General features: G+C 48.9%; 27 protein-coding genes. 15 read left to right on the top strand and 12 right to left on the bottom strand.

The annotated features are described in order from the left end of the window. Positions 1-21: 21 nt before the first annotated feature. Positions 22-267, top strand: coding sequence for a hypothetical protein (locus ACYOR7_RS08990; protein ID WP_294804310.1), 246 nt, complete (start codon positions 22-24; stop codon positions 265-267). On the opposite strand, the gene ACYOR7_RS08995 is transcribed toward ACYOR7_RS08990, so the two are convergent. Together ACYOR7_RS08995 and truD are read right to left on the bottom strand one after the other, a co-directional pair. After that, positions 251-595, bottom strand: a complete 345-nt coding sequence (locus ACYOR7_RS08995) for a winged helix-turn-helix domain-containing protein (RefSeq protein ID WP_479914461.1) — start codon at positions 593-595, stop codon at positions 251-253. The two genes, ACYOR7_RS08990 and ACYOR7_RS08995, sit on opposite strands and share 17 nt — an antisense overlap. 198 nt (positions 596-793) lie before the next feature. Continuing rightward, on the bottom strand, positions 794-2,068 hold the full coding sequence (gene truD / locus ACYOR7_RS09000; RefSeq protein ID WP_294804315.1) for a tRNA pseudouridine(13) synthase TruD: 1,275 nt from the start codon (positions 2,066-2,068) through the stop codon (positions 794-796). A 62-nt stretch (positions 2,069-2,130) separates the two neighbouring features. Between truD and ACYOR7_RS09005 the strand changes: the two genes are divergently transcribed. Together ACYOR7_RS09005 and ACYOR7_RS09010 are read left to right on the top strand one after the other, a co-directional pair. Continuing rightward, positions 2,131-2,535 carry an EVE domain-containing protein gene (locus tag ACYOR7_RS09005; RefSeq protein ID WP_294804317.1) on the top strand — a complete coding sequence of 135 codons (405 nt, stop codon included), beginning with the start codon at positions 2,131-2,133 and terminating at the stop codon, positions 2,533-2,535. Between the two features lie 45 nt (positions 2,536-2,580). Beyond that, positions 2,581-3,288 (top strand): DUF3108 domain-containing protein, encoded by a 708-nt coding sequence (locus ACYOR7_RS09010; RefSeq protein WP_294804319.1) that lies wholly within the window; start codon positions 2,581-2,583, stop codon positions 3,286-3,288. On the opposite strand, the gene ACYOR7_RS09015 is transcribed toward ACYOR7_RS09010, so the two are convergent. After that, the gene (locus tag ACYOR7_RS09015; RefSeq protein ID WP_479913660.1) at positions 3,272-3,781 is read right to left on the bottom strand and encodes a hypothetical protein; all 510 of its coding nucleotides are present in this window, start codon (positions 3,779-3,781) and stop codon (positions 3,272-3,274) included. The genes ACYOR7_RS09010 and ACYOR7_RS09015 overlap by 17 nt on opposite strands. 72 nt (positions 3,782-3,853) lie before the next feature. Here ACYOR7_RS09015 and ACYOR7_RS09020 point away from each other — a divergent pair, with 72 nt between their 5' ends. The 6 genes from ACYOR7_RS09020 (at position 3,854) to ACYOR7_RS09045 (ending at position 8,764) form a co-directional block, all read left to right on the top strand. Beyond that, complete coding sequence (locus tag ACYOR7_RS09020) at positions 3,854-5,134, top strand: aspartate aminotransferase family protein (RefSeq protein WP_366137329.1); 1,281 nt, start codon at positions 3,854-3,856, stop codon at positions 5,132-5,134. Then, positions 5,131-6,087 (top strand): hydroxymethylbilane synthase, encoded by a 957-nt coding sequence (hemC, locus tag ACYOR7_RS09025; protein ID WP_294804324.1) that lies wholly within the window; start codon positions 5,131-5,133, stop codon positions 6,085-6,087. The genes ACYOR7_RS09020 and hemC overlap by 4 nt, the downstream gene beginning before the upstream one ends. Next, positions 6,084-6,881, top strand: a complete 798-nt coding sequence (gene cobA, locus ACYOR7_RS09030) for a uroporphyrinogen-III C-methyltransferase (protein WP_294804326.1) — start codon at positions 6,084-6,086, stop codon at positions 6,879-6,881. The genes hemC and cobA overlap by 4 nt, the downstream gene beginning before the upstream one ends. Beyond that, a complete protein-coding gene (locus ACYOR7_RS09035; RefSeq protein ID WP_294804327.1) occupies positions 6,832-7,668 on the top strand; it encodes a uroporphyrinogen-III synthase in 837 nt (278 codons plus the stop codon). Before cobA ends, ACYOR7_RS09035 begins: the two co-directional genes overlap by 50 nt. A gap of 266 nt (positions 7,669-7,934) precedes the next feature. After that, positions 7,935-8,084 carry a hypothetical protein gene (locus tag ACYOR7_RS09040; protein WP_294804329.1) on the top strand — a complete coding sequence of 50 codons (150 nt, stop codon included), beginning with the start codon at positions 7,935-7,937 and terminating at the stop codon, positions 8,082-8,084. A gap of 395 nt (positions 8,085-8,479) precedes the next feature. Then, a complete protein-coding gene (locus ACYOR7_RS09045) occupies positions 8,480-8,764 on the top strand; it encodes a hypothetical protein (protein WP_294804331.1) in 285 nt (94 codons plus the stop codon). Positions 8,765-8,913: 149 nt separating this feature from the next. Here ACYOR7_RS09045 and ACYOR7_RS09050 read toward each other — a convergent pair whose 3' ends face one another. After that, positions 8,914-9,165 (bottom strand): hypothetical protein, encoded by a 252-nt coding sequence (locus ACYOR7_RS09050; RefSeq protein ID WP_294804332.1) that lies wholly within the window; start codon positions 9,163-9,165, stop codon positions 8,914-8,916. 191 nt (positions 9,166-9,356) lie between these two features. After that, the gene (locus tag ACYOR7_RS09055) at positions 9,357-10,433 is read right to left on the bottom strand and encodes a hypothetical protein (protein WP_479913661.1); all 1,077 of its coding nucleotides are present in this window, start codon (positions 10,431-10,433) and stop codon (positions 9,357-9,359) included. Between the two features lie 115 nt (positions 10,434-10,548). On the opposite strand from ACYOR7_RS09055, the gene ACYOR7_RS09060 reads away from it, so the two are divergent. After that, entirely contained in the window at positions 10,549-11,154 is a 606-nt protein-coding gene (locus ACYOR7_RS09060) for a TetR/AcrR family transcriptional regulator (RefSeq protein ID WP_294804336.1), read from the top strand. Positions 11,155-11,249: 95 nt separating this feature from the next. Here the strand turns inward: ACYOR7_RS09060 and ACYOR7_RS09065 are convergent, their stop codons facing one another. Beyond that, the gene (locus tag ACYOR7_RS09065) at positions 11,250-12,428 is read right to left on the bottom strand and encodes a Rieske 2Fe-2S domain-containing protein (RefSeq protein ID WP_479913662.1); all 1,179 of its coding nucleotides are present in this window, start codon (positions 12,426-12,428) and stop codon (positions 11,250-11,252) included. Positions 12,429-12,847: 419 nt separating this feature from the next. Between ACYOR7_RS09065 and ACYOR7_RS09070 the strand changes: the two genes are divergently transcribed. After that, on the top strand, positions 12,848-13,906 hold the full coding sequence (locus ACYOR7_RS09070) for an NAD-dependent formate dehydrogenase (protein WP_479913663.1): 1,059 nt from the start codon (positions 12,848-12,850) through the stop codon (positions 13,904-13,906). Positions 13,907-14,217: 311 nt separating this feature from the next. Here ACYOR7_RS09070 and ACYOR7_RS09075 read toward each other — a convergent pair whose 3' ends face one another. Further along, complete coding sequence (locus tag ACYOR7_RS09075) at positions 14,218-15,045, bottom strand: translation initiation factor IF-2 subunit alpha (protein WP_294807495.1); 828 nt, start codon at positions 15,043-15,045, stop codon at positions 14,218-14,220. A gap of 308 nt (positions 15,046-15,353) precedes the next feature. Between ACYOR7_RS09075 and ACYOR7_RS09080 the strand changes: the two genes are divergently transcribed. Further along, positions 15,354-15,704, top strand: a complete 351-nt coding sequence (locus ACYOR7_RS09080; RefSeq protein ID WP_479913664.1) for a hypothetical protein — start codon at positions 15,354-15,356, stop codon at positions 15,702-15,704. 137 nt (positions 15,705-15,841) lie between these two features. On the opposite strand, the gene ACYOR7_RS09085 is transcribed toward ACYOR7_RS09080, so the two are convergent. Next, positions 15,842-16,174, bottom strand: coding sequence for a hypothetical protein (locus ACYOR7_RS09085; RefSeq protein WP_294807501.1), 333 nt, complete (start codon positions 16,172-16,174; stop codon positions 15,842-15,844). 1,214 nt (positions 16,175-17,388) lie between these two features. On the opposite strand from ACYOR7_RS09085, the gene cas1 reads away from it, so the two are divergent. Further along, a complete protein-coding gene (gene cas1 / locus ACYOR7_RS09090) occupies positions 17,389-18,528 on the top strand; it encodes a CRISPR-associated endonuclease Cas1 (protein WP_479913665.1) in 1,140 nt (379 codons plus the stop codon). Positions 18,529-18,643: 115 nt separating this feature from the next. Here the strand turns inward: cas1 and ACYOR7_RS09095 are convergent, their stop codons facing one another. Next, positions 18,644-19,276, bottom strand: coding sequence for a cupredoxin domain-containing protein (locus ACYOR7_RS09095; RefSeq protein ID WP_479913666.1), 633 nt, complete (start codon positions 19,274-19,276; stop codon positions 18,644-18,646). 24 nt (positions 19,277-19,300) lie between these two features. Here ACYOR7_RS09095 and ACYOR7_RS09100 point away from each other — a divergent pair, with 24 nt between their 5' ends. Continuing rightward, complete coding sequence (locus tag ACYOR7_RS09100) at positions 19,301-19,642, top strand: hypothetical protein (RefSeq protein WP_479913667.1); 342 nt, start codon at positions 19,301-19,303, stop codon at positions 19,640-19,642. A gap of 11 nt (positions 19,643-19,653) precedes the next feature. Here ACYOR7_RS09100 and ACYOR7_RS09105 read toward each other — a convergent pair whose 3' ends face one another. The 3 genes from ACYOR7_RS09105 to ACYOR7_RS09115 all read right to left on the bottom strand — a co-directional run bounded on the left by ACYOR7_RS09105 (position 19,654) and on the right by ACYOR7_RS09115 (position 21,746). Continuing rightward, the gene (locus ACYOR7_RS09105) at positions 19,654-20,106 is read right to left on the bottom strand and encodes a hypothetical protein (protein ID WP_479913668.1); all 453 of its coding nucleotides are present in this window, start codon (positions 20,104-20,106) and stop codon (positions 19,654-19,656) included. 67 nt (positions 20,107-20,173) lie between these two features. Further along, on the bottom strand, positions 20,174-20,986 hold the full coding sequence (locus ACYOR7_RS09110; protein WP_479913669.1) for a cupredoxin domain-containing protein: 813 nt from the start codon (positions 20,984-20,986) through the stop codon (positions 20,174-20,176). 340 nt (positions 20,987-21,326) lie between these two features. After that, entirely contained in the window at positions 21,327-21,746 is a 420-nt protein-coding gene (locus ACYOR7_RS09115; protein ID WP_479913670.1) for a hypothetical protein, read from the bottom strand. Between the two features lie 488 nt (positions 21,747-22,234). Here ACYOR7_RS09115 and ACYOR7_RS09120 point away from each other — a divergent pair, with 488 nt between their 5' ends. After that, on the top strand, positions 22,235-23,059 hold the full coding sequence (locus ACYOR7_RS09120) for a hypothetical protein (protein ID WP_479913671.1): 825 nt from the start codon (positions 22,235-22,237) through the stop codon (positions 23,057-23,059). Positions 23,060-23,150 lie beyond the last annotated feature (91 nt).

The raw sequence follows: 23,150 nt of genomic DNA on the forward strand, positions 1-23,150 counted from the left end.
GCCTGCTAGTCGTATCATGATATGGCGATAGAAAGACCGGCCCTTGCGCGCCCGGCTGCTAAAGAAAAGCCCCGCCTGCGCGCCAATTTTCTCCTCTGCAATTCGTGTCTCTGGTGCGCCTCGTGTCTCGGCTCTGCCTGCATGGAGAGGTGCCCCGCCTGCAGCGCGCCGGTCGAAGCTCTGCCCATCCAGCCAAACGAGGCTTACACAATGAAAAAGATGAACGGCGGCAGCGGAGTCGAGCTGGATTTCACTCTTGTTGCGTAAAGTGCCTGCTCCTTGGGAACATCTTTTCGTACGGCTCTAATATTGTTCCGCAGAATTCTATGCCCCACGCCGTCGCAGAATAGAACGTGAACGTCCTCTTGCCGGAGGATCTTTCGGACCTCTGCAGGAGGCCCTTGAACTCTAGGTCGTCAAGTATTGGCTTGTGCTTTTTCAGATTCAGCCCGCAAAAGCTGACAAGTGCAGTCTGGTTCAGCTCGCCGTATTCCACCAGTTTCAGTATGATATCCTTGACAATGTATATCCTGTCACGGTAAGACACCTGCGGGATTGCCGCTAACGATGATGACGATGATGATGACGACACCAGCCGCGACACGATTTCTAATAGGCCGGCGAATATCTAAACATCAAGGAACTATGTTAAGGGCACAGTGAACAATGTTAAGCCAGCCTTTAATACGGAAACTGGCTAGCAAGTCTAGCTAACCCCAAGAACAGAGCGGCCCTGCCCTGGCGGCGCCTCTTCCCTTTTCGCCGGGCGGGGCCACTATTGTGTTATATCAGATCAGAATCCTGCCTTTATCGGGTCTTCCGGCTTTATCAGCTCGCGCAAGAGCGTGGTGGCATACGAGCCCTTTGGCAGTTTGAACGAGACTGACAGGGGGTTTTTCTTCTTCCATGCAAAGTCCCTGCACCACAGGGGCGCCTGGCGAAAGCCGCCCTGCTGGCTCAGCTCCTGCATCTCTTTCACGTAAAAGTCCTTTGCGGCGACTTCTTCCTGCAATAGCAGTTCTTTTGTCACCTCTTCAAAGCGACCCTTGCCGGGCTGAAACGTATATCCGGCCATCCTCACTGCCGGGACGGACTGGACGGCCGACAAATGATCGTATTTCTTTACCCTGCCAAACGTAAAGGGACCCTCCATCTCGAAGCAGAGGTCGCCCTGTTTTGGCAGAGTCACGTCTTCTCCCTGCGCTATTGCCCTGCTCACGCACCTGTTAAAGATGTACGCCTGGTACGCCTGCACAAAGAGCCGGCGTATCTGTATGGGCACAGCGCGGAGCGCCGCTACAGGTTCTTTGCCTTCCACGAGCGCGGCCAGCAGCTGCCTCTCAATGTCCATGCCCCGGGGCATCTCCCGGAGAGCCTGCCGGTAGCCGGCAGGGTCGAGGCACTTGCGCCGGATTTCGCGGCTTGAATCAGTGTCGTACTCTGTCGTATACGACAGCAGCAGTTCCACCGCCTTTGCAAAGTCCCTCTTTACTATGGCTTTTCCGACGAGGTGTGTGACTAGGCGCTCGCTACCGAACCGCTGCAGGCCATAAAAGTTGGCTATTTTTTGCACCTGGTCCTCAAAGCCGGAAATGTCGTCGCTGTGCGGGTCAGAGATGTCTATGGAAAACTCGTTTCCGGCGAGAAGCTCCCTGCCAAGCGGCCTCTTTGTAAAGCCCACAAGGGTCAATCTCGTATGCTTGGTACGCAGCTCTTTTGGCGGGCTCTTTATATTATTCTGCCATGCCCTCTCTGCGCCTGCGTACTGGCTGGTGGCCGCCTTGGCGTCCTTTATCCCCATCACGCGCAGGCGCAAACGATGTTCGCGCTCGATTTCAAACAGCGCGTGGTTCGAGTCGATGCCCTCTTTTTCCAGCAGGTAAAGAGGATAGCGGTGCGCGCCCCCGGGCTCTTTTGAAGCGCCAAGCGACTGCTCGTCTACGAGCTCTGACACCCTGAACGAGGAGCTGTCCTGCTTTATCGATCCGCCAATGCCAGTAAAGCCGGCACAGCAGTAGCACTCTATTCCGGCCATCAGGTCTATCTTGGGGACGGGCGGCGGCGACAACAGCGTAACAACACCCTTGCTTTGTAACTTATATTGTGCGGCCGCCGACAGTGGAGGCATATATGGCATATTGGCTGTTCAAGCAAGAGCCTTCCACGTACAGCTATTCGCAGCTTGAAAAGGACGGCCGGACAGCGTGGGACGGGGCGGCAAACAACCTTGCGCTCAAGCACCTGAGGAGCGTGAAAAAAGGCGACAAGGCCATCTTTTACCACACAGGCGACGAAAGGCAGGCAGTAGGCATCATGGACGTCATATCCGACCCCTACCCCGATCCGAAGGAGAAAGACAAGTCGCTTGTAATAGTCGACGTCAGGCCGGCAGGCAGGCTGAAAAAGCCGGTGACCCTTGACCAGATCAAGGCCGACCCTGCGTTTGCGCAGTGGGAACTTGTCAGGATATCCCGCCTGTCGGTCATGCCAGTCCCGGAAAAGCTGTGGGAACGGCTGATGAAGATGTCAGGTTAAAATGCCCGAAATTCTATAAATAAGGCAAGAAGCTGAAGAGCTGGCGTGACCCCAAAGCAGCAAGTCGCAGTGATGGTCGGTCTGTTCTCCGCGCTCGGAATAGGTGTGAGCGTTGGCATTATCGCGTTTGGCGGGGGGTTCGCGGGCGGCGACACCTCGTCGCTATTCAAGCCGCCCACTTCGGCCGATATTTACGTGATAGGCGCACAGGTCACAGACGGCCTGTCGATGGGCTACACCGTGGACTCGCAGGGTGAGCAGTCGTCGCTTGCAAACGCAAACGTTTCGATAACATTCCACAAGTCAGGCGACAGCTGGCGCGCCGCATTCAACGTAGTAAACGGCACGCAGGGAGCGCAGCCGCAGCAGTTTGACATCATGTATTCAAAGCTGCTCACCAAGGAAGGGAATGTTGCAGAATCTGCAAAGCCGTATCTTGGGCCCATCGAGTCGTCGATACTTGCGATAAGGGACATGGATTATGGCGGAAGGGCCAAGTACTTGGTCGTGGGCGCGCCTTGGAACACCATAGTCACCGGCGGCACGACTCCCATCACGGTCAAGATAACAAGCGAGGAGAAAGTCACCACGCCTGCAGGCACTTTTGACGCGCTGGTGCTCACGTACAAGCTCAACGACAACACGAGCAAGATATACGTCGTAAAGGACCTGCCCATGCCGGTCAAGGCAGAGACGTACGACATCAACGACCAGATATACTACAAGTACGAGCTGGTCAGCCTGGTGCGCTGACGGCGAAATACACGTTTTCCATGAGCCAGTCCGCGTATTTCCTCACGCGCTCGTCTATCCTGCACCACAGGTGCACCGAGCCGGGAAGGACTTCAAGCCTGCCCTGTGGTGTCATCACCACCTTGACCCCCTCCTTGCCCTCGTACATGTAGGCGTCAAGCGCCTTTGCGTCCGGGCCGAGGATTTCGGCGGCCTTTTGCTTTACCGTTTCCCGCGCGACTGGAAAAAACGTCCGGCGGAACTTGTCGATGACGATGCCGATGTTTTCCGTGCCGTACGAGTCGACGTCTGCCACCTTTGCAGGCACGGGAAAATGCAATTGTAAATTAACTCCGTGGCGCGAGCCGACAAACAGCGCAAGCTCGTTTACTTTGGAGTACGCCATGTGCGGGTTCTTTTTTGCCATAGCCAAGAGTGCGTCGCGGTTCTGCGCCACGTTTTCCCGGAAATCGTCCATGAGAGCGGAAAACGTGGTAGTAGCAGCAGTCGCCAATGCCTCTCTCAGGCCATGGCAGGTTAATCAACGTATACGCTTATTACGTCGCAAAAGCGACAAACATTCGTGGTGGCTAGGTCAGAGCAGCTGTACAACAGGGCGAAGAAGATTTTGCCCGGCGGCGTCGACAGCCCGGTACGCTATTTCGAGCCGTATCCGTTCTTTGCGGCTTCCGCAAGGGGGAGCAAGCTGGTTACTGCCGACCACAAGACGCTCACCGATTACTGCATGGGCTACGGTGCCATGCTGCTTGGGCACGGCCATCCTTCCGTCCTTGACGCGGCAAGAGCGCAACTTGACAACGGCACGCTGTACTGCGTGCCGACGGAACTAGAAATAAAACTTGCAGAGCTGATAGCAAAGGCGGTCCCCTGCGCCGACATGGTCAGGCTGGTCAACACCGGCTCGGAGGCCACGATGAACGCGATACGCCTCGCAAGGGCGTTTACAAAGAAAAAGAAGGTGATAAAGTTCGACGGCGGGTACCACGGCGCGCACGACTATGTACTCGTAAAGGCAGGGTCCGGCGCCGCAAGCCCGCCGGCGTCAGAGGGCGTGCTTGAAGAGGCGTCGGCGCAGACAGTGGTTGCGCCGTACAACGACGCGGTCGAGCTAGAGCGCACCATCGAAAAGAACCGCGACTCGGCGTGTTTGATAATGGAGCCGGTGCTTGCAAACATCGGCCTCGTGCTTCCTGACAAGAACTACCTGAGCGACGTCAGAAAGATAACGCAGCAAAACGACGTCGTCCTGATATTTGACGAGGTGGTCACGGGTTTCAGGCTTGCGCTGGGCGGAGCCGGCGAGTTTTTCGGAATAAGGCCGGACCTTGCGACGTTTGCAAAGGCGCTTGGAAACGGCTTTCCCATAGGCGCGATTACGGGAAGAAAGGAGATAATGCAACAGCTGGCGCCGGCGGGCAAGGTCTATCAAGCAAGCACTTTTGCGGGAAACCCCGTGTCGGTGTCTGCGGCAATCGCAGTCCTGTCAACGCTTCTTGAGGCCAAGGATTCGATCTATCCACAGGTCGCAAGGACGTGCGGAAGCATCGTGGAAGGAGTCGAAGAGGAGCTTGAGGACATTGGTGGCGTCGACTGCACGATAAACTCTATCGGCTCGATGTACCAGGTGTTTTTCACCGCTGAAAAAGTGAGGGACGAAGCGAGCGTGAAAAAGGCAGATTCTGTCAAGTTCAGGAGGTTGTTTGACGAACTGCTAAAGCGCAACGTGTTCATACCTCCTTCGCAGTTTGAGACGTGCTTTGTCTCGTACGCGCACGACGAGGACGATGTCGACAGGACGGTGGACGCGTACGGCGAGGCTTTCAAGAAAATAAAGGAACAAAAATGAAGAATAATAATAATATCATTAGGGTAGGAACGAGAGGGAGCAGGCTTGCGGTGGCGCAGACAGAGCTGGCGCTTGCCGCGCTCAGAAAGGCGCATCCGGGAGCAAAGTTCGAGGTCGTGACGATAAGCACGAAAGGAGACGTCGATAGGCGGCCCCTGTTCACGATGGACGAAAAGGGGATTTTTGAAAAAGAGGTCAACGAAGCCGTGAAAAAGGGCGAGGTCGACTTTGCGGTGCACAGCCTCAAGGACGTCCCCTCCGACCTTTCAGAAGAATTGATAGTCGCGTGCATACCGAGGAGGGCAAGCCCTAATGACGTGCTGGTGAACGAGAAAGGGCAAAAGCTGGAGGAGCTTGCCGCCGGCTCGGTGGTGGGTACGAGCAGCCTGCGCAGGGCGATCCAGCTGATGAAAGAAAGGCCAGACATTTCAGTAAAACCTATACGCGGAAACGTCGAGACGCGCGTGAAAAAGGTGATAAGCGGCGAGTTTGACGCAGTCGTGCTTGCAGAGGCAGGTCTAACTCGGTTAGGCATGAAGGACGTGATAGTGGAAAGGTTTAGAGTGCGCGACTTTGTCCCGGCGCCGGGTCAGGGCGCGATTGCCATAGTGTGCAGGCGCGACGACAAAAAGACGACAGAGATGCTCCGGAGCATCGAGGACCCGAGGTCGAGGGCAGAGGTGACTGCCGAGCGCGCGCTCATTGAAAAGGTGGAAGGAGGGTGCAGGTTCCCCCTTGGCGCGGTCGCCGTGACAAAGGAAGACAAGATAACTCTTTATGCAAGCGTGTTTTCGGCAGACGGGAGCAAGAACATCAAGGTGAAAAAGACGGGCAGCGCCAAAAGCGCAGAGAAACTGGGCAAGAGCGTCGCAAACCTTCTCATCAAGCAAGGCGCGCAAGAGATGGCAGAGGGCTGGCGCAAGGCAGTAGAGGAGTGGAACAAAAAGGCATGAGTACAGCAACAGGCAAAGTGTACATCTGCGGCGCGGGACCCGGCGACCCGAAACTTATGACGGTGCGTGCGATGGAGCTTTTGAAGAGCTGCGACGTGGTGCTGTATGACCGGCTCGTGGGGCAGGAGATCGTAGACCAGATACCAGAGAGCGCGGAAAAGGTGTACGTGGGCAGGGCAGTGGGCGATCCGACGACGCACCAAAAGCGCACGAACGAGCTGATGGTCAGGCACGCGAAAAAGAAAAAGAGCGTGCTCCGGCTAAAAGGAGGCGACCCGTTCATCTTTGGCAGGGGCGCCGAAGAGGCTGAATACCTGCTGGAGCGGGGCGTCCAGTTTGAGATAATCCCGGGCATCACGTCTGCGATAGCAGGCCCGGCATACGCCGGCATCCCGCTGACCCACAGGCGCTACTCATCTGCCGTCGCCATTGCCACTGGGCACGAAGGGGTGGACAACAAGGGCGAGGTGTCGGTCGACTGGAAAAGGCTGCCGGGTGCAGTTGACACCGTCGTCGTGATGATGGGAATCGGCCAGCTGGAACAGATTTCAAAAGACCTGATAAAAGGCGGCATGAAGAAAAACACAAAAATCGCGATAATCGAAAACGGCACCACCGCAAAGCAGCGTGTAGTCATGGGGACGCTCGCAACGGCCGCCAGAGTCGCGGCCAAGAGCGGGATAAAGCCGCCTGCGATTGTAGTGATAGGCAAGGTCGCTTCGCTTCACAAGAAAATCGCGTGGTTTGGAGGAAGAGGAGAAGAAGGAGGCAGTGGCAAGGGTGCCAAGCCTTGAAGGCAGGACCCTTGCGATAACGAGGGGCAGAAAGGAAGCAGCCGAGTTTTCAAGGCTCGTGAAAAAAGAGGGCGGAAGAGCACTCCCCGTCAAGGCCATTGAAATTGTGCCGGAGGGCCGCAAGGCTGCGCAACGGTTCCTGAAACTCCTCAATGAAAAAAAACACGACTATTGCGCGTTCATGAGCGCGCAGGCAGTCGCCATGCTTTTTGATCTCGGCGGAAAAGAAAAAATCGCTTCCGCGCTAGGGTCTACAGAGGTCATCGCAGTCGGCCCAAAGACGAAACAGGAGCTTGAAAGGCGCGGCGTCAGAGTCGGCATGATGCCCCGAGCTTTTTCCTCTGCGGGGCTCGTGGAGATGCTGCTGTCATCGTCAAAAAAAAGCCAGAAAGGCAAAAAGATCATAATCCCGCGCAGCGCGGAGGCAGGCGACTATGCCGCAAAGGCCCTTTCGGATACTGGCATGACAGTCGACGAGATGTTCATGTACAGGGTGCGCCCCGCCAGGGTCACGCAGACGTGGAAGAAATTCTACAGGATGCTTTTAGACAAAAAAATCGACGTGCTGGTGTTTACCAGTGCTTCAAACGTCCGGTCGTTTTTTGAGATTATTGACAAGCTTGGCGGCAAGACGCGGATCGACCGGCTCGTACAGGTGGTGTCGATAGGCCCTTTTACAAGCGCCGAACTAGAGAAAAGAGGGATAAAGTACCGCGAAGCAGAGGACCACACAATACAAGGGACTGTACGGATCGCGATGAAGCTTTTTACGGGCCGTTCAGGGTAAAGACCAGTTTGACGATTGCAAAGACGATTATCGCCGCTCCAGCCGCAGCAGCGAGCACAAATTTCATCTTTGCAGGCGCCATCAGGCAGGGTTTGACCAGGGCAGCTTAAAAGTTGTCCGAAAGGAATTACCGTTCATAGATGATTGTTATATAAGCAGCTACAGTCTGCAATCCATCCTGTACCCGCGTACAGAGCCTGACAGGAGTAGACGATAACAGAGCCGAGATTGAGTTTGCTTAAATAAATCATGAACGTTGCTACAATATGACAAACTCAGACGACGATTTGTACGCCCAGCTCCGCTTGCTTGGAATGAATGTAGAGTTTTTCAGGCAGACCAAGCCTTCGAGAGAGCAGCTGTCAGAATTGCTCACCAAGGCGACAGAGCTGACAAGAAGATATCGCAACGTATAGCCATCATGATAATCACGCTTGAAAGAAAATGCAAAGGCAGGCGGGCTTGACAGTATCAGCGAGACGCCGCCTGCTGCCGCCACAATTATAGAAACTGATATGCTTGTTATGGGAATAGCTCTTTTCAAAAAGCGGCCACGATGATGTTTGTGAGCTGATTGCCCTGCAATTCCAGATTCTTTCCGCGTGCTCCCCATTCCCAGATGTTTATCTCACTTGGCAATTTAGGCAGTCCAGAATTAATGAGAGAGGCGTCTAGGAGCGTCATAAAGAAGAAGAGAAGAGAGAGCGGTTTCCATCGTATTGTTCAGTTAAACGGTCCACGTCTTGCATTGACGGCCAAGCATGAAAATGACATTCCTGTTTATTAGCAAACGCAGCTTTAGCTAGAAGCAATGCCGCTAATCATTGACAACAGAGAAGTTGGCGCAGTCCTCGAAGCTTTACGCGCGATTTCTGTTTACCTAGGCAACGAGTCAGAGTACAAGCGCTTTATATGGTGGGTGAAACAGGCAGAAGAAAGCGAAGAAAAGCCGAGCCTCGACTATATTGCAGAGAACACTCCGTATTTCATTCGCGCCCTTGCGCCTGCATTAAGAAGGCTCTACGGCGACGGCTACAACAGCGGCTTTGAAGATGCAGGCGTTTTGTGGCGCAGCATTTTTTCGCCACAGGCATAGCGGAAGAAGAGTTCAGCAGCTGAAATATCTCTCCTCCTAGTTCTCAAGTACCAGATTATCGCTTTGCCGATACGTATAAAAAAATGCGCGTTAAATTTTCTAGAGATAGTAATCAGAATAAACGGGGAGTGGGATGCGGCGAGACGAGCTTACGATTTACTTTTTTCCTTTTTCTTTTTTCTGTTCAGGTCATCTTCTGTCTTGCCGAAAAGAACCCTGGCAAGGGGAGTAAGAGCTCCGTCCACATTTGCGGACCACATAGGCAGTGGAAAATATGGATCGCCATATGGAACTGGTTTGGATTTTTGCCGGCGGTGAACTTCATAGTGCCTCTCCAAGTGCTCCTTGTCTGGCAGTTCTAGATCGCATATCTTGCATTTGATGGACTTTTTCTTTTCCAAAGGGCTGTAATTGCCATCGATAGATGCATTTGCTTGCAAATAAAGCAAGCTCCAGCCTCGAAAAAATCAAGGCTAAAAGACCGGGGAACCTGCTACTACCGAGACAGGGATTGCAATCTGTTTGGTAAAAGACTTGCATCCGGGTGCTTGTGCCGTAGTCTAGACTTTATCTCGTCTTGATATAGCGCCTATCACGGCATTATCACGCGAGCCTGTGGCTTTTCTGTTGTTATCTTTGACCCCGTTATTGCGCCGATGATGCCCGCAAGCGCGCTTGGAAGAGCAGTCATGCCAATGACCTGCCAAAGTGTGGCATACATGCTTGGCAGGGTGTCAGCGATGGACGCATTGGGTTGGTGCAGGATTTCTGCAAAAGCCATTGGAAGCATTGGATAGTTAAAGACATAGAATGTAACTCCGATCAGGGCTCCTGCAATCATCATTCCTGTCCGAGTGCGCACCTTGTGGATGGCAACGTCTGCTCCAATAATGGCGGGGATGATGCTGAGCAATTGCCAGGGAAGGAATGCCCCCAAGGACTGGTATGCCGGAACGGTGTTTGCAAGCACGTTCATGCTGATTACAGCGCCTGCAACTGCGGTCGCTGCGCCCAGCCTGCCGATGGTCCTGGCTGAAACCAGAAAAATCAAAGCGCTCATGAATGGGAGAGCGGTGGTTGCAATTACTATAGCGGCTGCAGGGTTGGGATTGAACGTAAAGTGCTGGCCGTTTGAGAGAGGCAGCACAAAGAAAAAGATGTACCAGATAGTTGAAAACCAGAGGGCTGCAAATGCCGGGACCAGCGCGGTTTTAGCTAGCCTTTGATTCCTCTTTGATTCTAAATGCGGCAGAATCCTTGCAAGCCCGACTACGGTTGCAATAGTACTGATTAGAATGCCCGTTGCAAGCGACAAGTGCGGCGGGCTCATGAGACCGTCGACGCCAAAGGTTGAATGCCACATAAAGTCACTGGGCCCAGAGACGAGCTGGATGGCCGCTCCTATTATCAATAATTTAAAAGCAGTGTAAAACGACCAGCTGCGGATTTCTTGCTTATTTTTCAGAATAACTACCAGACCAATGGTCGCGGCAACAACAGTCAGGCCCGCGCCCATGTAAAGCACCGCATGGGATGGCGTGAAAAACGTTTCTGGCTGCCTCATGATGTGGGATGTAATGTCCCAGCTGGCGCCGCCTATCTGCAGGATTCCGCCGGCAGTAGCCAAGAGTAATGCTGTCAGAAGGATATTCATGCGGGAAGCAGACAACTTTAACGACATGGCAGTTAATACGATGCGGCTATTAATAAATATGACTGACTGGTCAGTCATATTAATAAATAAGGGTTTTACATTACAAACACTGAAAGAGAAGACAAGTACGATGCGAACAAAAGCCACTTCACAGTACAGGGCAGAGCTCAAGGAGAGGATCATCCAGTCGGCAATCGAGAATTTTGCCAAGAATGGGTTTGACAAGACAAGAATGGAAGATATTGCCGCGTCGTCCGGGTTGGCCAAGGGCACGCTGTACCTTTACTTCAAGAGCAAAGAAGATCTCTTTATCGCCTTATGCGAGTACAACCTGGAACAATTGAGAAATCAGCTATCCAGATCATTCAGCAAGAAAGAGGACATCATGTCAGATGCCGAGAGGTTTTATGACGAATACAGGAAGGTGAGTCTGGGCAGCGACGCGTTATGGTTTGAGATGATTGCACTGTCCACGCGCAACCCAAAGTTAAGGAAAATACTGGCTGAAAATCAGGGCAAGGTATACCAGACAGTAAAAGAATTTCTAAATGCCCAGATTGAGAGGGGCTTTTTCAGAAAAGACATCGACGCCGACGCTATTGCTGTGGGCCTCATGGCCCTCTACAACGGCCTGACGACAAATAAACTGCTATTACAAACGAGTAACTCTGAAAACCAGAGAGTATGGACTGAAACGATAAGGGCGATAATAGGGGCAGCGGCAAGCAAGCAGTAATAACAATAGTGACGATTTAACGGGTTTTACTTTTCTTGTCGCAGTTGCACATCTCAAGCTCATGGCTTGAGGGGACGATGATCGCCGTACATATGCTAGTAGCCAGTGAATACTTCTATCCTGATCCTATCCTGGGGCACTTTGATTTTCTCTGACAAGAGCTGCCGCATGGCATTTAGCATGGCAGGAGGACCGCATATGTAAAAGATGGAATTGGCTAGCTCTTCTCTGGTCAAATATTTTGTCAACATTGCTTCGTCTATGTATCCCCTTTCGCCCTCCCAATCCGATGATGGATTTTTTGCCCCATTCTCTGAAATTGTATAGATGATCTTCAAATTGGCATTGGCTTTTGCGCAGCTGTCAAACTCATCTTTGAATATGATGTTTGCTTGATTTCTGTTGGCATCGAACATTGTTATCTTTATGGGCAACTGCTTGTCCGAAGCATATTTTATCATGCTTCTAAAGGGAGTCACCCCTATTCCGCCTGACAAAAACACCAACGACGGCTTTGAATAATTTTCTTCAGGAGGAAGGGTAAATTTGCCGGCGGGAGCCGTGATTTTTACCATGGTTCCCTCTGCCAACTTTGAAAGCTTTTGCTTGAATGGTGTGTCCCTTATCCTTGTAGTAATCATGATTGCGTCTTTTTCTGTCGGCGAAGACGCTATTGTAAAAGAGCGGGTTGGTCCCTCGGGGTCTTCTCTAGTCCCCAAATCAACTATGGAATATTGTCCTGCCCTGTAGTTCAGAGTATTGTTATTCTGGCCATCTGTACGTGAAAACCTAAAGGACATGACATCCGTTCCTGCATGAGGCACCTTCTCCAGCAACTTTAATTCAAATTTCAGCGGTTGTGCTGGTACGACACCATCTTTTTCCTCCGCAACTGCAGTTTCCTGCGGCGCGATGCCGGGGCTATCGCTGCCGCTATCCGAATGGGACGCGCCAGGATTTGTCTCTATTGAAATCAGTCCGCTTGCGTCTTCGATGACGACTCTATAAGAATGCAGGTCCGTAACCCAATCAGTTTCAGGAGACGCTTTAGCCGTACGTATGTCAAAAATTCCTTGGTGCCAAGGACAAATAAGGGAATAGTCTTGAATCGTCCCATCTTCCAGCGGACCCCCTTCGTGCGAACAAACCGCATCCATCGCATAAACCTTGCCTGATACCAAAGCTAGAACGATTGCTTTGCCATCAACATCTACCCTGACGGGTTTGCCCTCCTGTAAATCCCCTTTTCTAAGCGCCGTAGAGTACCTCGGCATAAATGGTGTTCATCTCTAATCGATATAAGGAATTCCTCAAGCGAACACGTCTACGGATTCTATAGAAATTTACGTTAATCGCTCTGGGCAGGCGTGTACACATTATTGTTTCTAACCCGCCAGTTAAGTATCAGACATGTGTACATGAAATCATCATATGAGCAGTAGCAATAAGGACGCTGAAAGAGAGGAAATGAAAGAAGAGACGCATGAGGAGGAAGATCAGGAACAAGACGAAGAGGAAGATGAAGAGGAGGAGGAAGTAGAGTAAGAACAGTGAGATAGTGTTGCCCTTCACGATCTATTCTGAATGAGCTTTTTATATCCAAATATTCAATTCTTCACGGATTTCTCTACCCATATTTGTTGAAAAGATGTGAACTAAACCCTTACATGAAAACTACTCTAACTTGAGAGTTGTGAAGACCGTAGCAGTTCTATATCCCGGGGGCGAGATAGCAAGAAAGACGCCGGAGTTACTGGGTTGCGCAGAGAATGCTTTAGGATTGACAGATTTTCTGAAAAGTCAAGGCCACGAATTTGTCGTATTAACCGATAAGGAAACAGAGCTTGACAAACAACTTCCTACCACCGATGTATTGATTACTACCCCGTTTTGGCCAGCTTATGTTACCAAGGAAAGAATTTCAAATGCTCCCAAACTCAAGTTAGCAATAACTGCAGGAGTTGGCTCTGATCATGTTGATTTGGAGGCGGCAGCTGCACACAACATTACTGTGGCCGAGATTACCGGTAGCAACGTAGTCAGCGTGGCAGAGCAGGTGGCAATGCATATTTTAGCACTTGTGCGCAATTACATTCCTGCTTACAAACAGGTTCCCGAAGGAAAGTGGGATATTGCAGAAATTGCGGCAAAAGCGCACGATTTGGAAGACAAGGTTGTGGGAATATTTGGAATGGGAAGGATTGGGCAGCGCGTGTGTGAAAGATTGAAGGCATTTGATGTCAAGATGATATACTATGACTATCACCACTTGAGTACCGTAGAAGAGCATGTACTTGGAACGCGTTATGTCATTTTGGATCAACTTGTCGAACAGTCCGACATCATCACTATCAATTCTCCTTTGACACCTCAGACAGACGGATTGTTTAACAGAGATCTTCTTTTCCGTATGAAAAAAGGTGCATATCTTGTCAATTGTGCCCGGGGCAAGATAGTGGATACAAATTCTCTCGTGGAAGCACTAGAAAAGGGCCATTTGGCAGGCTATGCAGGCGACGTTTGGTATCCCGAACCAGCTCCTAAGGACCATCCATGGCGGCATATGCCAAATCAAGCAATGGTCCCACATTATTCCGGTACCACACTGGAAGCACAAAAAAGGTATGCAGATGGAACAAAGGATTGCCTTGTCAGGTTCTTTGATGGGCACCCTATTGAAAGAGATTATCTTATTGTAGACCAGGGAAAGGTAGTGAGTCCTAGCTATAGTTACGCGTTTAAAACAAAGTGAGTGAATGTTGCGGTTTAAACACTCGCTTTGTCCTATGTTGTAGTCTATTGTACAAATGGTGTAATTCCCAGCAAGCTTGTGTAGCCTAGTTTATACTGTACAGATTCAAAAGATAAAGCGGGTCCGGTGGATTTGAACACTGCATATACAAGGGTTCAGCTTCCGAGTCATTAACTAATTCTCTCGTCTGCACGTGTTGTCTAGAAATGCTGCATTCCCAAACCTAGTTTGGGATGTAGAAAGAGATATGCAAGTCCTCGAAGATAAAAAAAAGTAATCGCGCAACGGATATTTTTTGAGTTATCGATTCATCATCTCGTATTTTCTGCCTTCTTCTTTGATTCCTCTCGCGTAAAACCAAAGGTGCCGTTTTGCTTTTTCATTGCATCTTCTATTCTTTCAATGGCATGAGTCAGTGCCCTTTCTGCTAGCTTGAAATTCTCTGCCTTTATTGTAATCCTGTATTTTGGCGCGCCGATGTACACTATGCTAATTTCGGTGCTACTGCTGCCGCTCTTGCTTTTTTCAGCATCCGACAACACATTTTTTATTATCTCGACCCCGTTGGGCTTTTTGGATGAAATCTCCAAGATTCCTCTTACCTCTACGAGCGGGAGCTGTATCTTTTTGCTTTCTCCTTCTATAGCCTCAAGTACCTGAGCATCAAACCCAAGATTCTTGATAGAATCTATCCCCTTTATCGCAACTGTTTCAAAAAGAGAATAAACGTCATCATATTTCTGAAGAGCAATATCCGTGATCTGCTGTAGCTGGGCATCATTGAGATTTGCCTTGGCCTTGACAGTATCCATAAAGCCAGAGGCTTTCTCACTTTTTTTTATTTCGATAAGTTTCGCTTTTCTCTCTTCTCCAGTAACTTGCTTTAGGGATGTGTCAACTTCTGCCCTCGCCTTGTTGACCCTAATTACTTTTAGAACGGCCTTTTGCTTCGGCCGTACATACCGCTGGATATTGCGCACCCACCCGGTCGCGATCTCTCTAACGCCGAGAAAACCGGTAAGCCCGCCATATTCATCTAGGCTTACATACGCACCGTGGCCTGAAACGTCCCTGACGGTAGCAATTACAATATCTCCTTCCTCTGGAAGATGCCGTTTGAAGTCGGAATTTGTAGACAATATAAGAAGGGGTCGGCGTCATGATACTTTAAGCGTTCGCAATGCTTCTTTGCAGTAAACAACGAGCGCTCAGAGGCGCCAGCATAAGCAAATCCTAGCTCCTTGAAGCATAGATGGACAGCTGTCCTCTCGGCAGTCATATATCATGGTGACAGGGCGACTCGGATTCCCTAATGATATTACGAGACTCTTTGCTAGAAGCGGAGTAGCGTGTAATAACTAATTGTAAATTGACAAGACGGTTATAGATTATAAGTGGCCGCCCCAATCATTGCTTTCGGTCCTTTTTTATGCAAAATAGTTTTCCAATGAAAGAATGGCACGCCGCACACATGGAAAAGATGGTCGTAAAATACGTGAAAGGCTTGTCTGAAACTGCTTCGGCATTTGAAAAAAGAAATCACAAAAAGTACGGCACCCTGACACATGTCTGCAAGCAGATCGAGTACGACATCAAGCACGGTGTTACCCATGAACAGGTTATCTCTTTGTTTCATAAAGTGCGCCATGATTCGTCATTTTCTCTCCTTAGAGAAGATGCAGGTGCGATGGCAAGGCTAGATGAAGTGGAAATTCACTTTACTACCGCCAAGGTAGACGCATCATCAGCGCCCTGGATTAGCAATGGTAGTAGCAGCAGTAGCAGAAGGACGACATAACGTTGGATTTTTCCAGTGCGGTTTTTCTATAACGACAGATTGCGATGTAAAAAAAGTCGACACCAAGAAGAAAAATCAGTAAATTAAATGACCTCTGTTCAAGCAAGCGAGAGTTCGATTGGTAGATCCACGGTTCCCTAGGCGAGCTCTGGAAAACGCTTGGCGACTCGGGCTATGCCCTGTCTGGTGATGGACACTTCATTAAAACCCGCATGAGGCCTAAGCAACCCTTGGTCTATCATCCAGCGCGTGATCCTGTAGAGATTGCGCCGGTAACTGTCACCTGCATTTATCCGCAGATATTTCTCTAATTCCTTTTCGTTGCCCCAATACTTTTTCAATTGTATATACTCGACGACTTTGGTCATAAGCACAGTTCTTCCTATTACTCCGCCTTTCATCTCGTATATGCCGCGCATCAGCCACGGCAACAGGATCTCGTTATCATCATGATCCCAAGTGTCTGACATAGTGTGTACTGGGATATACAATCAGTCGCATATATTTTAGGTAGAATGATACATTTGGAGATGGTACAGGCATTTGATATTGAAGCCAAGCAAAATTTGGATATGCCTGGGTCTAGCCGAGTTAGTGAGTAAAGCGGGTTCGGTGGAACACGAATCTCCAGAGTTTTTGGCTCTGGATTCCATGTCATAACAATTAGGTGACCTTAGCTTAAAGGATATCGCCCATAAATGATGGCGCCGGTTCGTTCGATGGAAGAATAAGAGGAGAACAAAAACACTGAACCCACAAAATCGACAGAGTCAGCGGGATTGAGTCTTTCCATGTTTATGTGTTCAACACCAAAGTATTTAGCTTTTCTGCAATGTATTCACGCGAATCTGCCAACCCTGTATGAGGAGGTACCACCACCGGAGAGCTCCTAACGAATTCACCGACAGTCAACAAAAAGGGAACGCCCCCCTCTCCCGCACGAATTTGTGCCGCTTTTTCATGGCTCGGCTCCCACTTTTGACACTGAAAGGCGCATAACGTAAGTAATGACTGTGTGAGAGGCTAGGCTGCTTATTCTATTTTTAAAGGATGTAAGGATGTTCGGTACTGAATGCTCAGAATGCATACATAACATGGCATCTAATCATAATCCCACGAACATCGAACGACTTGTTGAGACGATAAGACATGAGCCAACATACAAACTTGCGCTATCCTACTGTGGCTGTTGGATAGGAATTACAGTAGTTGTATCGCTGCTAAATGTAGACCCTATAAACTATGCATTTACACTATTCCCTTTGGCAGGAATGATTATGTTACAATCGACAAGGCGCGGTTGGGGAACAAAACATGCCGGCCTGCTTGCCACGCTGGTTGTCTTTGAGGCATTCTTTCTGTTTGCAAGCACCTTCGCTGCCTACGATAGTACTCAATGGATGCTAGACAAGAACTCTTGCAGTTCTGCGTATCCAGAAGAATTAGGTACGCAAACATGCAGAGAGCTGATTCCGCAGGTCCAACACAAGCAGGTTCTGTACGGGATACTACTCGGTTTTAGTTATTCAAGTGCGATAATCTTGCTTGTCTACTTTCGTAAGAACATGTAGTTTGCATTCTGGCAATTACTGCGCAATCCTGTACAGCCGTATCCGCTATGCGTCTATTTATTTAACGAATAATGACCAGCAAAGCTAAAGCTAAGTTCGTAATTGCTTCCGTTATGACGGTAGCAGGCCAAAAGAACCACTATAACGTAAAACTGCTAAAGGGTTATGGCGTTTCAATTAATCTAAAGGACAACAGGATATGCCTGAAAGGCGGCCGCGACCCTTTCACAGGTGAGCAAGAGACTGAGGAATGGTTTGTAACTCAGATACCTTATGAGAGAATCGTAATTTCTGGTAAGGGCTATTTGTCAACAGAGGCAATTAAACTGCTGACAGAGCATAACATCAACATCATCCTGACAGACACGTATGGCAACCTGATAACAGCGATGCACAAGGTAATGTCAAGCCCTACTGCAACTCGCTATCGCATCGCGCAGTACGATACCTTTCGCAATCCAGAAAAAGTCGCGTACTTGCAAAAACAAATTCTAAAAGCAAAACTGGAAAGCCAGATTCAATTCCTAACGTCAATCCACAGACCAGAAGTCCAAGAAGCGATTGATGGCTTGGCGTTATACAAGGAAAAGATTGACAAGGCAAAGGACAAGCGCGATCTTTTAACGATAGAATCAAGGGCAGGCCACCTTTACTTCAGGAATTATGCCAAATTGTTTGACAACAAGAAATACGGCTTTATCTCAAGGCATGGCGGCGGGATAAGGCTTAGCAACAGGTATGCCTCTGACCCGATTAACGGCCTTCTAAATTATGGATATACGGTGCTTGCAGGAGAAATTGCAAAGTACGTCAATGGGCTGGGTCTTGACCCTTACTATGGCTTTTTCCATGTTGCACACAACTCCTTTCAGGCTTTAGTCTACGACCTGATAGAACCTTTCAGGTGGCTAGTAGAATACGCAATTTACAAGATTGCATCGGATACAAACCACAACCATCCAATAACAAAGCATGATTATGCATGGACTAGAGAAGGCAGGATTATCCTTGATGATGATTTGATAAGGCGGTTCTTGGAGTTGCTTGAAAGGAAGTTTCAGACAGAGAGGCCATACAAGTTCAAGCACGGAATCAAGAGAAGAGACGGGATGTCCATGTGTCAGGAGATAACTATAGCAAAAATCAACGTGAACGCGCTTGCTGAATATTGTATGGGAAAGGAAAAGCAATTCTTGCAGAATAATGGCAGATTCGCAACGCCGCCACTAACAATAGAAGTGCAGGAAAAATAGGGATCCCCTCGTTTACGCTCAGAAATCTGACGCGTTTTGCGCCAATGGTACGGAAAACTTACCGTAAGCAAGGGATCGCCCTGTTTGAGCACGAAAATCTGACGCTCCGGAAAACTTACCGCGGCGACGGAGGCAATACTATCACAGTCCCTCGCATCCAAGGATGAGGTTCGCTATGGTAGTGAATTTCGCCGGGTCTGTTGAAAGTAAATTCAAAACTCTCTCCAGGCTGCAAAAAGTTTGTTGCATTTACGGGTATTGAGCCAGATGGAATTTGGGTGGCTGCTGCAAAGTCTGGATCCTCCTTGGCATTGTCTGCAACTACCGATGATAAGACATCATCGTTGTTTGTCCACCTTACAGTGTTGTTTACTCCGATTACTACCTTGATTGTACTGGGTTCAAAATTCTTGGCAGATGATGGAGTACTTGCACCTTTTGGAATAGCGACCGTTGCGATAGTTCGTTCTGTCGAAGACGTACTAGGACTATGAATGTTCAACGCAGGTGTGACCCATACCGCAAAAATTACGATAATGCCGATCCCTACAGCAAGACCTGCTACTACGGGCACGGTTGCAGTCTCAGACATATGCGTGTATGATAATAATAGAAGGTTCTTAGTAATCAATCTTTGTCCTAATCGCAGGCATTCAACCTTCGGATTTTGGGTCATTTCTCTCATTTTTGTTGGCGTTTTACAGAAAGGTAGCACACCACCGGCAGGCTTATAGCTGTCAGCGTACATGGTATCTGCGATGGGTGTAATGAGGTGGTATTTGATACGGCAATAACCGTACTTTCAGTGGCAAAATCCTACTCTAACCGGGGCAATCACCGCCATCGACAGGGGACGAAGAAGCGTTGGTACCTGTATTACATCGACGAGGAAGGCAATTTCCGGACGCGGAGAATAAACGCTCTTGAAGCGCTATACTACCGGGGCAAGAAAGTCCATCGCTACAAGATAACATGCCCGGAATGCGGTGGCTTGTCAATAGCACTGATAAAGTCCTTGAAAGGCGAGGCCGAATGCCCGCATTGCGGCGAGATGATAGAACTGGAAGACTTGGACGATGAGGATGTCGGTGAACTGGACGACGAGGATATGTAGGCCAGCATGAACTAAACACTATCCTGTTTTGGCATCGGCGGATATGTTCGGATACACCACTCCAAATCGTGCTTGTCGTAAGTGCATTTTGGTTCATGACGAATAGCCCGCATCGCTTCCTTCCTTGTCTGCGCTGTTGCATAATTCCAACATATGTCACACCTTGCTTGCCATACCCCTGTGGTACGTCTTATCTTGGGAGGCATTCGCAAGCCTTTGCGCGTCCTGTACAACTGCTTCACATCAGCCTCAGCAGCGCGGGAGGCTGCCATCTCTTCGAGGTCGTTAAGCAAATCTTGCAGCTCTTCTATCTTTTTCTTGAAGAATCTTGTTTCCTTAAATCTTGAAGTGTAGTATCTAATGACCGCCTGTGTTAGTACCCTAGCGATAGCCTGTTTGACATTTTCCTCGGTGAGGCTAGTATCAGGTATATGTACCAGCAGACGCCCGACAAAATCAGACAAGTTTTTGCTGTCCTGTCAGCGCTAAAGCATCATCAGATATTCACAAAACCACAGGACATGATGTAAGTTATGACACTTCTATTCTACCCTTCATCCCTTCCTCGGAGTGAATGGTGCAATGATATTCAAAGACCCCCTTTTGGTCGAACTTGTACTGAAAAGACTCGTTGTTTTTGAAAAACCCGCTATCTATCGCCGTCTCACCGGATGCACTCTTGTATGTACCGACCACATTATGTGGAAGATATGATACGTTTATCCATTTCACTGTCGACCCTGTCTGCGTCGCAGCCGCATCAGGCAAGAACATGTTCATCCCTGCGTATACGATGTCTTTGCGTAATTGTTCTGACATCACGCGCTCGGGCTGACTTGCAATATCGAAGACCTTTTGCTTGTCCATGTCGACAAACACATTCCATATCTGCTGATGCGATTCGCCTTGCCTGCCAGCAATTGTGGAAAAACTCTCTGCGTTAGAGTAGGGCCGGCCATCGACAAGTTGCTTGTTTACGGTGATTATTACCTGTCCCGAGCCGCTCTTTATCGCCTTGCCATCCGGACCGACAAAGGCATTTGGCTGCACAGCGGCAATCGTAACTGCACTCCCCTTATGCTGTGACAGGAGATCTTGAACTCTCGAGTCCTTCTCGGCGATTTCCCATGCTTGCTTGGCAACTGGGTTTACGGCATAGATGTAGGTGTTATCATTTGCAGTAGGGGTTCTGATTACAACGTTGGTAGTGTTTAGGAATAGGTTAGATAGGGCATTGAAATTCTTGGCATTTTCTTCAGGAAGAAGTCCTGAATAGACCAGCGCCACTCCGCCAACTACAAAGACGGCCACGATGCCAGCCATAATCAGAAGCTCCTTTTTCATCCGACAATCATTCGTGATCAATTGTTATATGCTATTCTGCGTCCCGTCAAGCGGCCAGATATTGTAATGCTTCTTTTTTCCTTTCAGAGTCATTATAGTATCTAAATCGTTGCGGCCAAGTAGCCATTCCCTTCCTGAGGATCTGAAAGGATTGCATATCCATGACGCTCTCTGATTTATAGAACAAAAGACATCCGGCGCTGCCAAGACATCAAATACAGCCGCACGCAAAATTAGGCAAAGATAACAACAAGTTATTGATGACATACACTCTGCAAAGAGAGCGCTGCCTGCAACACTTGCGTCCTTTTCACAAAAAAACCTCGGAATAAAATCCTCTTTATTTCCATTCATACGCAAATGTCTTGAACTGCTTGGTCGCCGGATCAAAATCTGATTCTAAGGCCATGATCAGATTGTTGATCCATGATAGCTTTTGCGAATTTGTGAACGCAGACACAATGACTACTCCTCTTGTCCTGCCCCCCTCCGCCAATTTGCTCTTCTCATGGCCCCACCACATGAATTGGTCGCCTTCTGCCGTCGTCACAGTACCTTGAAAGCTTGCATCAGCGATGCCGTGAGGGTACTGTATCATTATACCTGACCCGATGTTCTTGCCGCTTGGGAACTTTCCAATCCCCTTGAGATCTGCTGTAAAACTGACTTCCATAGTTGTTCCTTCAACTGGGTGGACCTTGGTTAGCCTAAATCCGACTACGCTTCCAGCCTCTTCAAAGAGTTTCTCTCCGAGAGCCATATGCTGTAAACTAGACGCCTTATTTGATAAGGATTTAGGTTAAATAGGTGAAAGAAACTACCTTTCTACTTACCCCTCTTCTCCCCCTCTTCCGATGACAAAAGTCAACATTCTCGTCTGTGATTATTGTACTTCTTTTTTCAATTAGGCCACACATACATCCCGATTCGTTGCAAGGTACACGGGGAGCAGGCACTAGAACTGGTTGATGTGAAACTCAAAATATTTTTGTGGATATTTCTGTAATATGAGAAGCATCATACGACTTGTTTCTAAGTCCACTTTTGTATTTTTGTGGTTTCCCCACTCCTACAATTGCTCCAGCTGACGTTTGGATAATCAAATTGATCCGCCTCCCTTGTACGTCTTGAAGACTGCGAAAGATTGGGATTGGCCTCAAAAAGCTGCAACTCGTATATAGCACGAATTGGAAAGTGTTGTTGAATTGTCTAATTGATATCCAACACTTTTCATCGCCTATTCAAAACATGGGAGAAGGTGCCAGATGTATGCGACGGCGATTGCTAATGCACGGGCCACCATGTTCTATGTTGTTGTTCTTACTCGTGGATACGTCACTTCTTTCACTTCTACTTCCAATCAACTACAGTCCGGTTGCGAATTCCTTCGCACTGACGACGACAACAACAACCACGAATCAGAATGACGACGAAGCCGCGGCGAGGGCAAATTCTTCCCAAGCAGCCGCGCCTTCAATTGCTTTCAATACTTTTCATTTGCGTGGCGGCATTGGGAGCCTAGTTACAAGCATCCTCAATCCATCAAACATTTTACACAAAGATCTGCAACAGTACGTTTTCTCCTCTACTACTGACAAGTATGTTGTTGTCGGAAACTGGACAATGGATGTAAGAGATGGCGCCATGGAGTATTTTAGAGCGGTTTTCATCATGGGATTGATAAATGGAACTCAGATGCATGTATACGATATCGGCAATCTTAGAAACGTGGTGATAGTACCTCCGAAACCAGGCATAACGGAGGGCGTGCCTAACCAAAAAATTCCTACCGAAATAACAATCAGCCAGGCAGATAACTACAGTTTGTCGCTCTTTGGTTATGTAGATGTTCTTGAAGATGACAAGGTCCGGTGGCAAAATGTGCCCGTAACGATCGACATAATCAATGGAAACGTAATCAGCATCTTTCTAGAACCTTCAAACACAGACAATCACTTTAAAGGAGTACCAATTTATGGTGTCGTAGTGTGGGTATTGGATGATAATTATTTGCCGCTCAGGCCGTCATCATTTGCATATCATCAAGTAAATGCAAACGAATCAGAAAAGTAGCCTAGACGCCCATTACGATGACAAGATCGTGGGAGACGAGGTGTTTGTCATGCGTAACCAGCTGTTCAAGCATGATGGCATTTTTTACATG

The organism is Candidatus Nitrososphaera sp. 86-2 (genome assembly GCF_056726185.1).

Excerpts from the sequence above, each read along its gene's own strand:
- ACYOR7_RS08990 (WP_294804310.1), top strand. The coding sequence starts at position 22 with ATGGCGATAGAAAGACCGGCCCTTGCGCGCCCGGCTGCTAAAGAAAAG.
- ACYOR7_RS09005 (WP_294804317.1), top strand. The coding sequence starts at position 2,131 with ATGGCATATTGGCTGTTCAAGCAAGAGCCTTCCACGTACAGCTATTCG.
- hemC (WP_294804324.1), top strand. The coding sequence starts at position 5,131 with ATGAAGAATAATAATAATATCATTAGGGTAGGAACGAGAGGGAGCAGG.
- cobA (WP_294804326.1), top strand. The coding sequence starts at position 6,084 with ATGAGTACAGCAACAGGCAAAGTGTACATCTGCGGCGCGGGACCCGGC.
- ACYOR7_RS09040 (WP_294804329.1), top strand. The coding sequence starts at position 7,935 with ATGACAAACTCAGACGACGATTTGTACGCCCAGCTCCGCTTGCTTGGA.
- ACYOR7_RS09045 (WP_294804331.1), top strand. The coding sequence starts at position 8,480 with ATGCCGCTAATCATTGACAACAGAGAAGTTGGCGCAGTCCTCGAAGCT.
- ACYOR7_RS09060 (WP_294804336.1), top strand. The coding sequence starts at position 10,549 with ATGCGAACAAAAGCCACTTCACAGTACAGGGCAGAGCTCAAGGAGAGG.
- ACYOR7_RS09065 (WP_479913662.1), bottom strand. The coding sequence starts at position 12,428 with ATGCCGAGGTACTCTACGGCGCTTAGAAAAGGGGATTTACAGGAGGGC.
- ACYOR7_RS09080 (WP_479913664.1), top strand. The coding sequence starts at position 15,354 with ATGAAAGAATGGCACGCCGCACACATGGAAAAGATGGTCGTAAAATAC.
- ACYOR7_RS09085 (WP_294807501.1), bottom strand. The coding sequence starts at position 16,174 with ATGTCAGACACTTGGGATCATGATGATAACGAGATCCTGTTGCCGTGG.
- cas1 (WP_479913665.1), top strand. The coding sequence starts at position 17,389 with ATGACGGTAGCAGGCCAAAAGAACCACTATAACGTAAAACTGCTAAAG.
- ACYOR7_RS09095 (WP_479913666.1), bottom strand. The coding sequence starts at position 19,276 with ATGTACGCTGACAGCTATAAGCCTGCCGGTGGTGTGCTACCTTTCTGT.
- ACYOR7_RS09110 (WP_479913669.1), bottom strand. The coding sequence starts at position 20,986 with ATGAAAAAGGAGCTTCTGATTATGGCTGGCATCGTGGCCGTCTTTGTA.
- ACYOR7_RS09115 (WP_479913670.1), bottom strand. The coding sequence starts at position 21,746 with ATGGCTCTCGGAGAGAAACTCTTTGAAGAGGCTGGAAGCGTAGTCGGA.
- ACYOR7_RS09120 (WP_479913671.1), top strand. The coding sequence starts at position 22,235 with ATGGGAGAAGGTGCCAGATGTATGCGACGGCGATTGCTAATGCACGGG.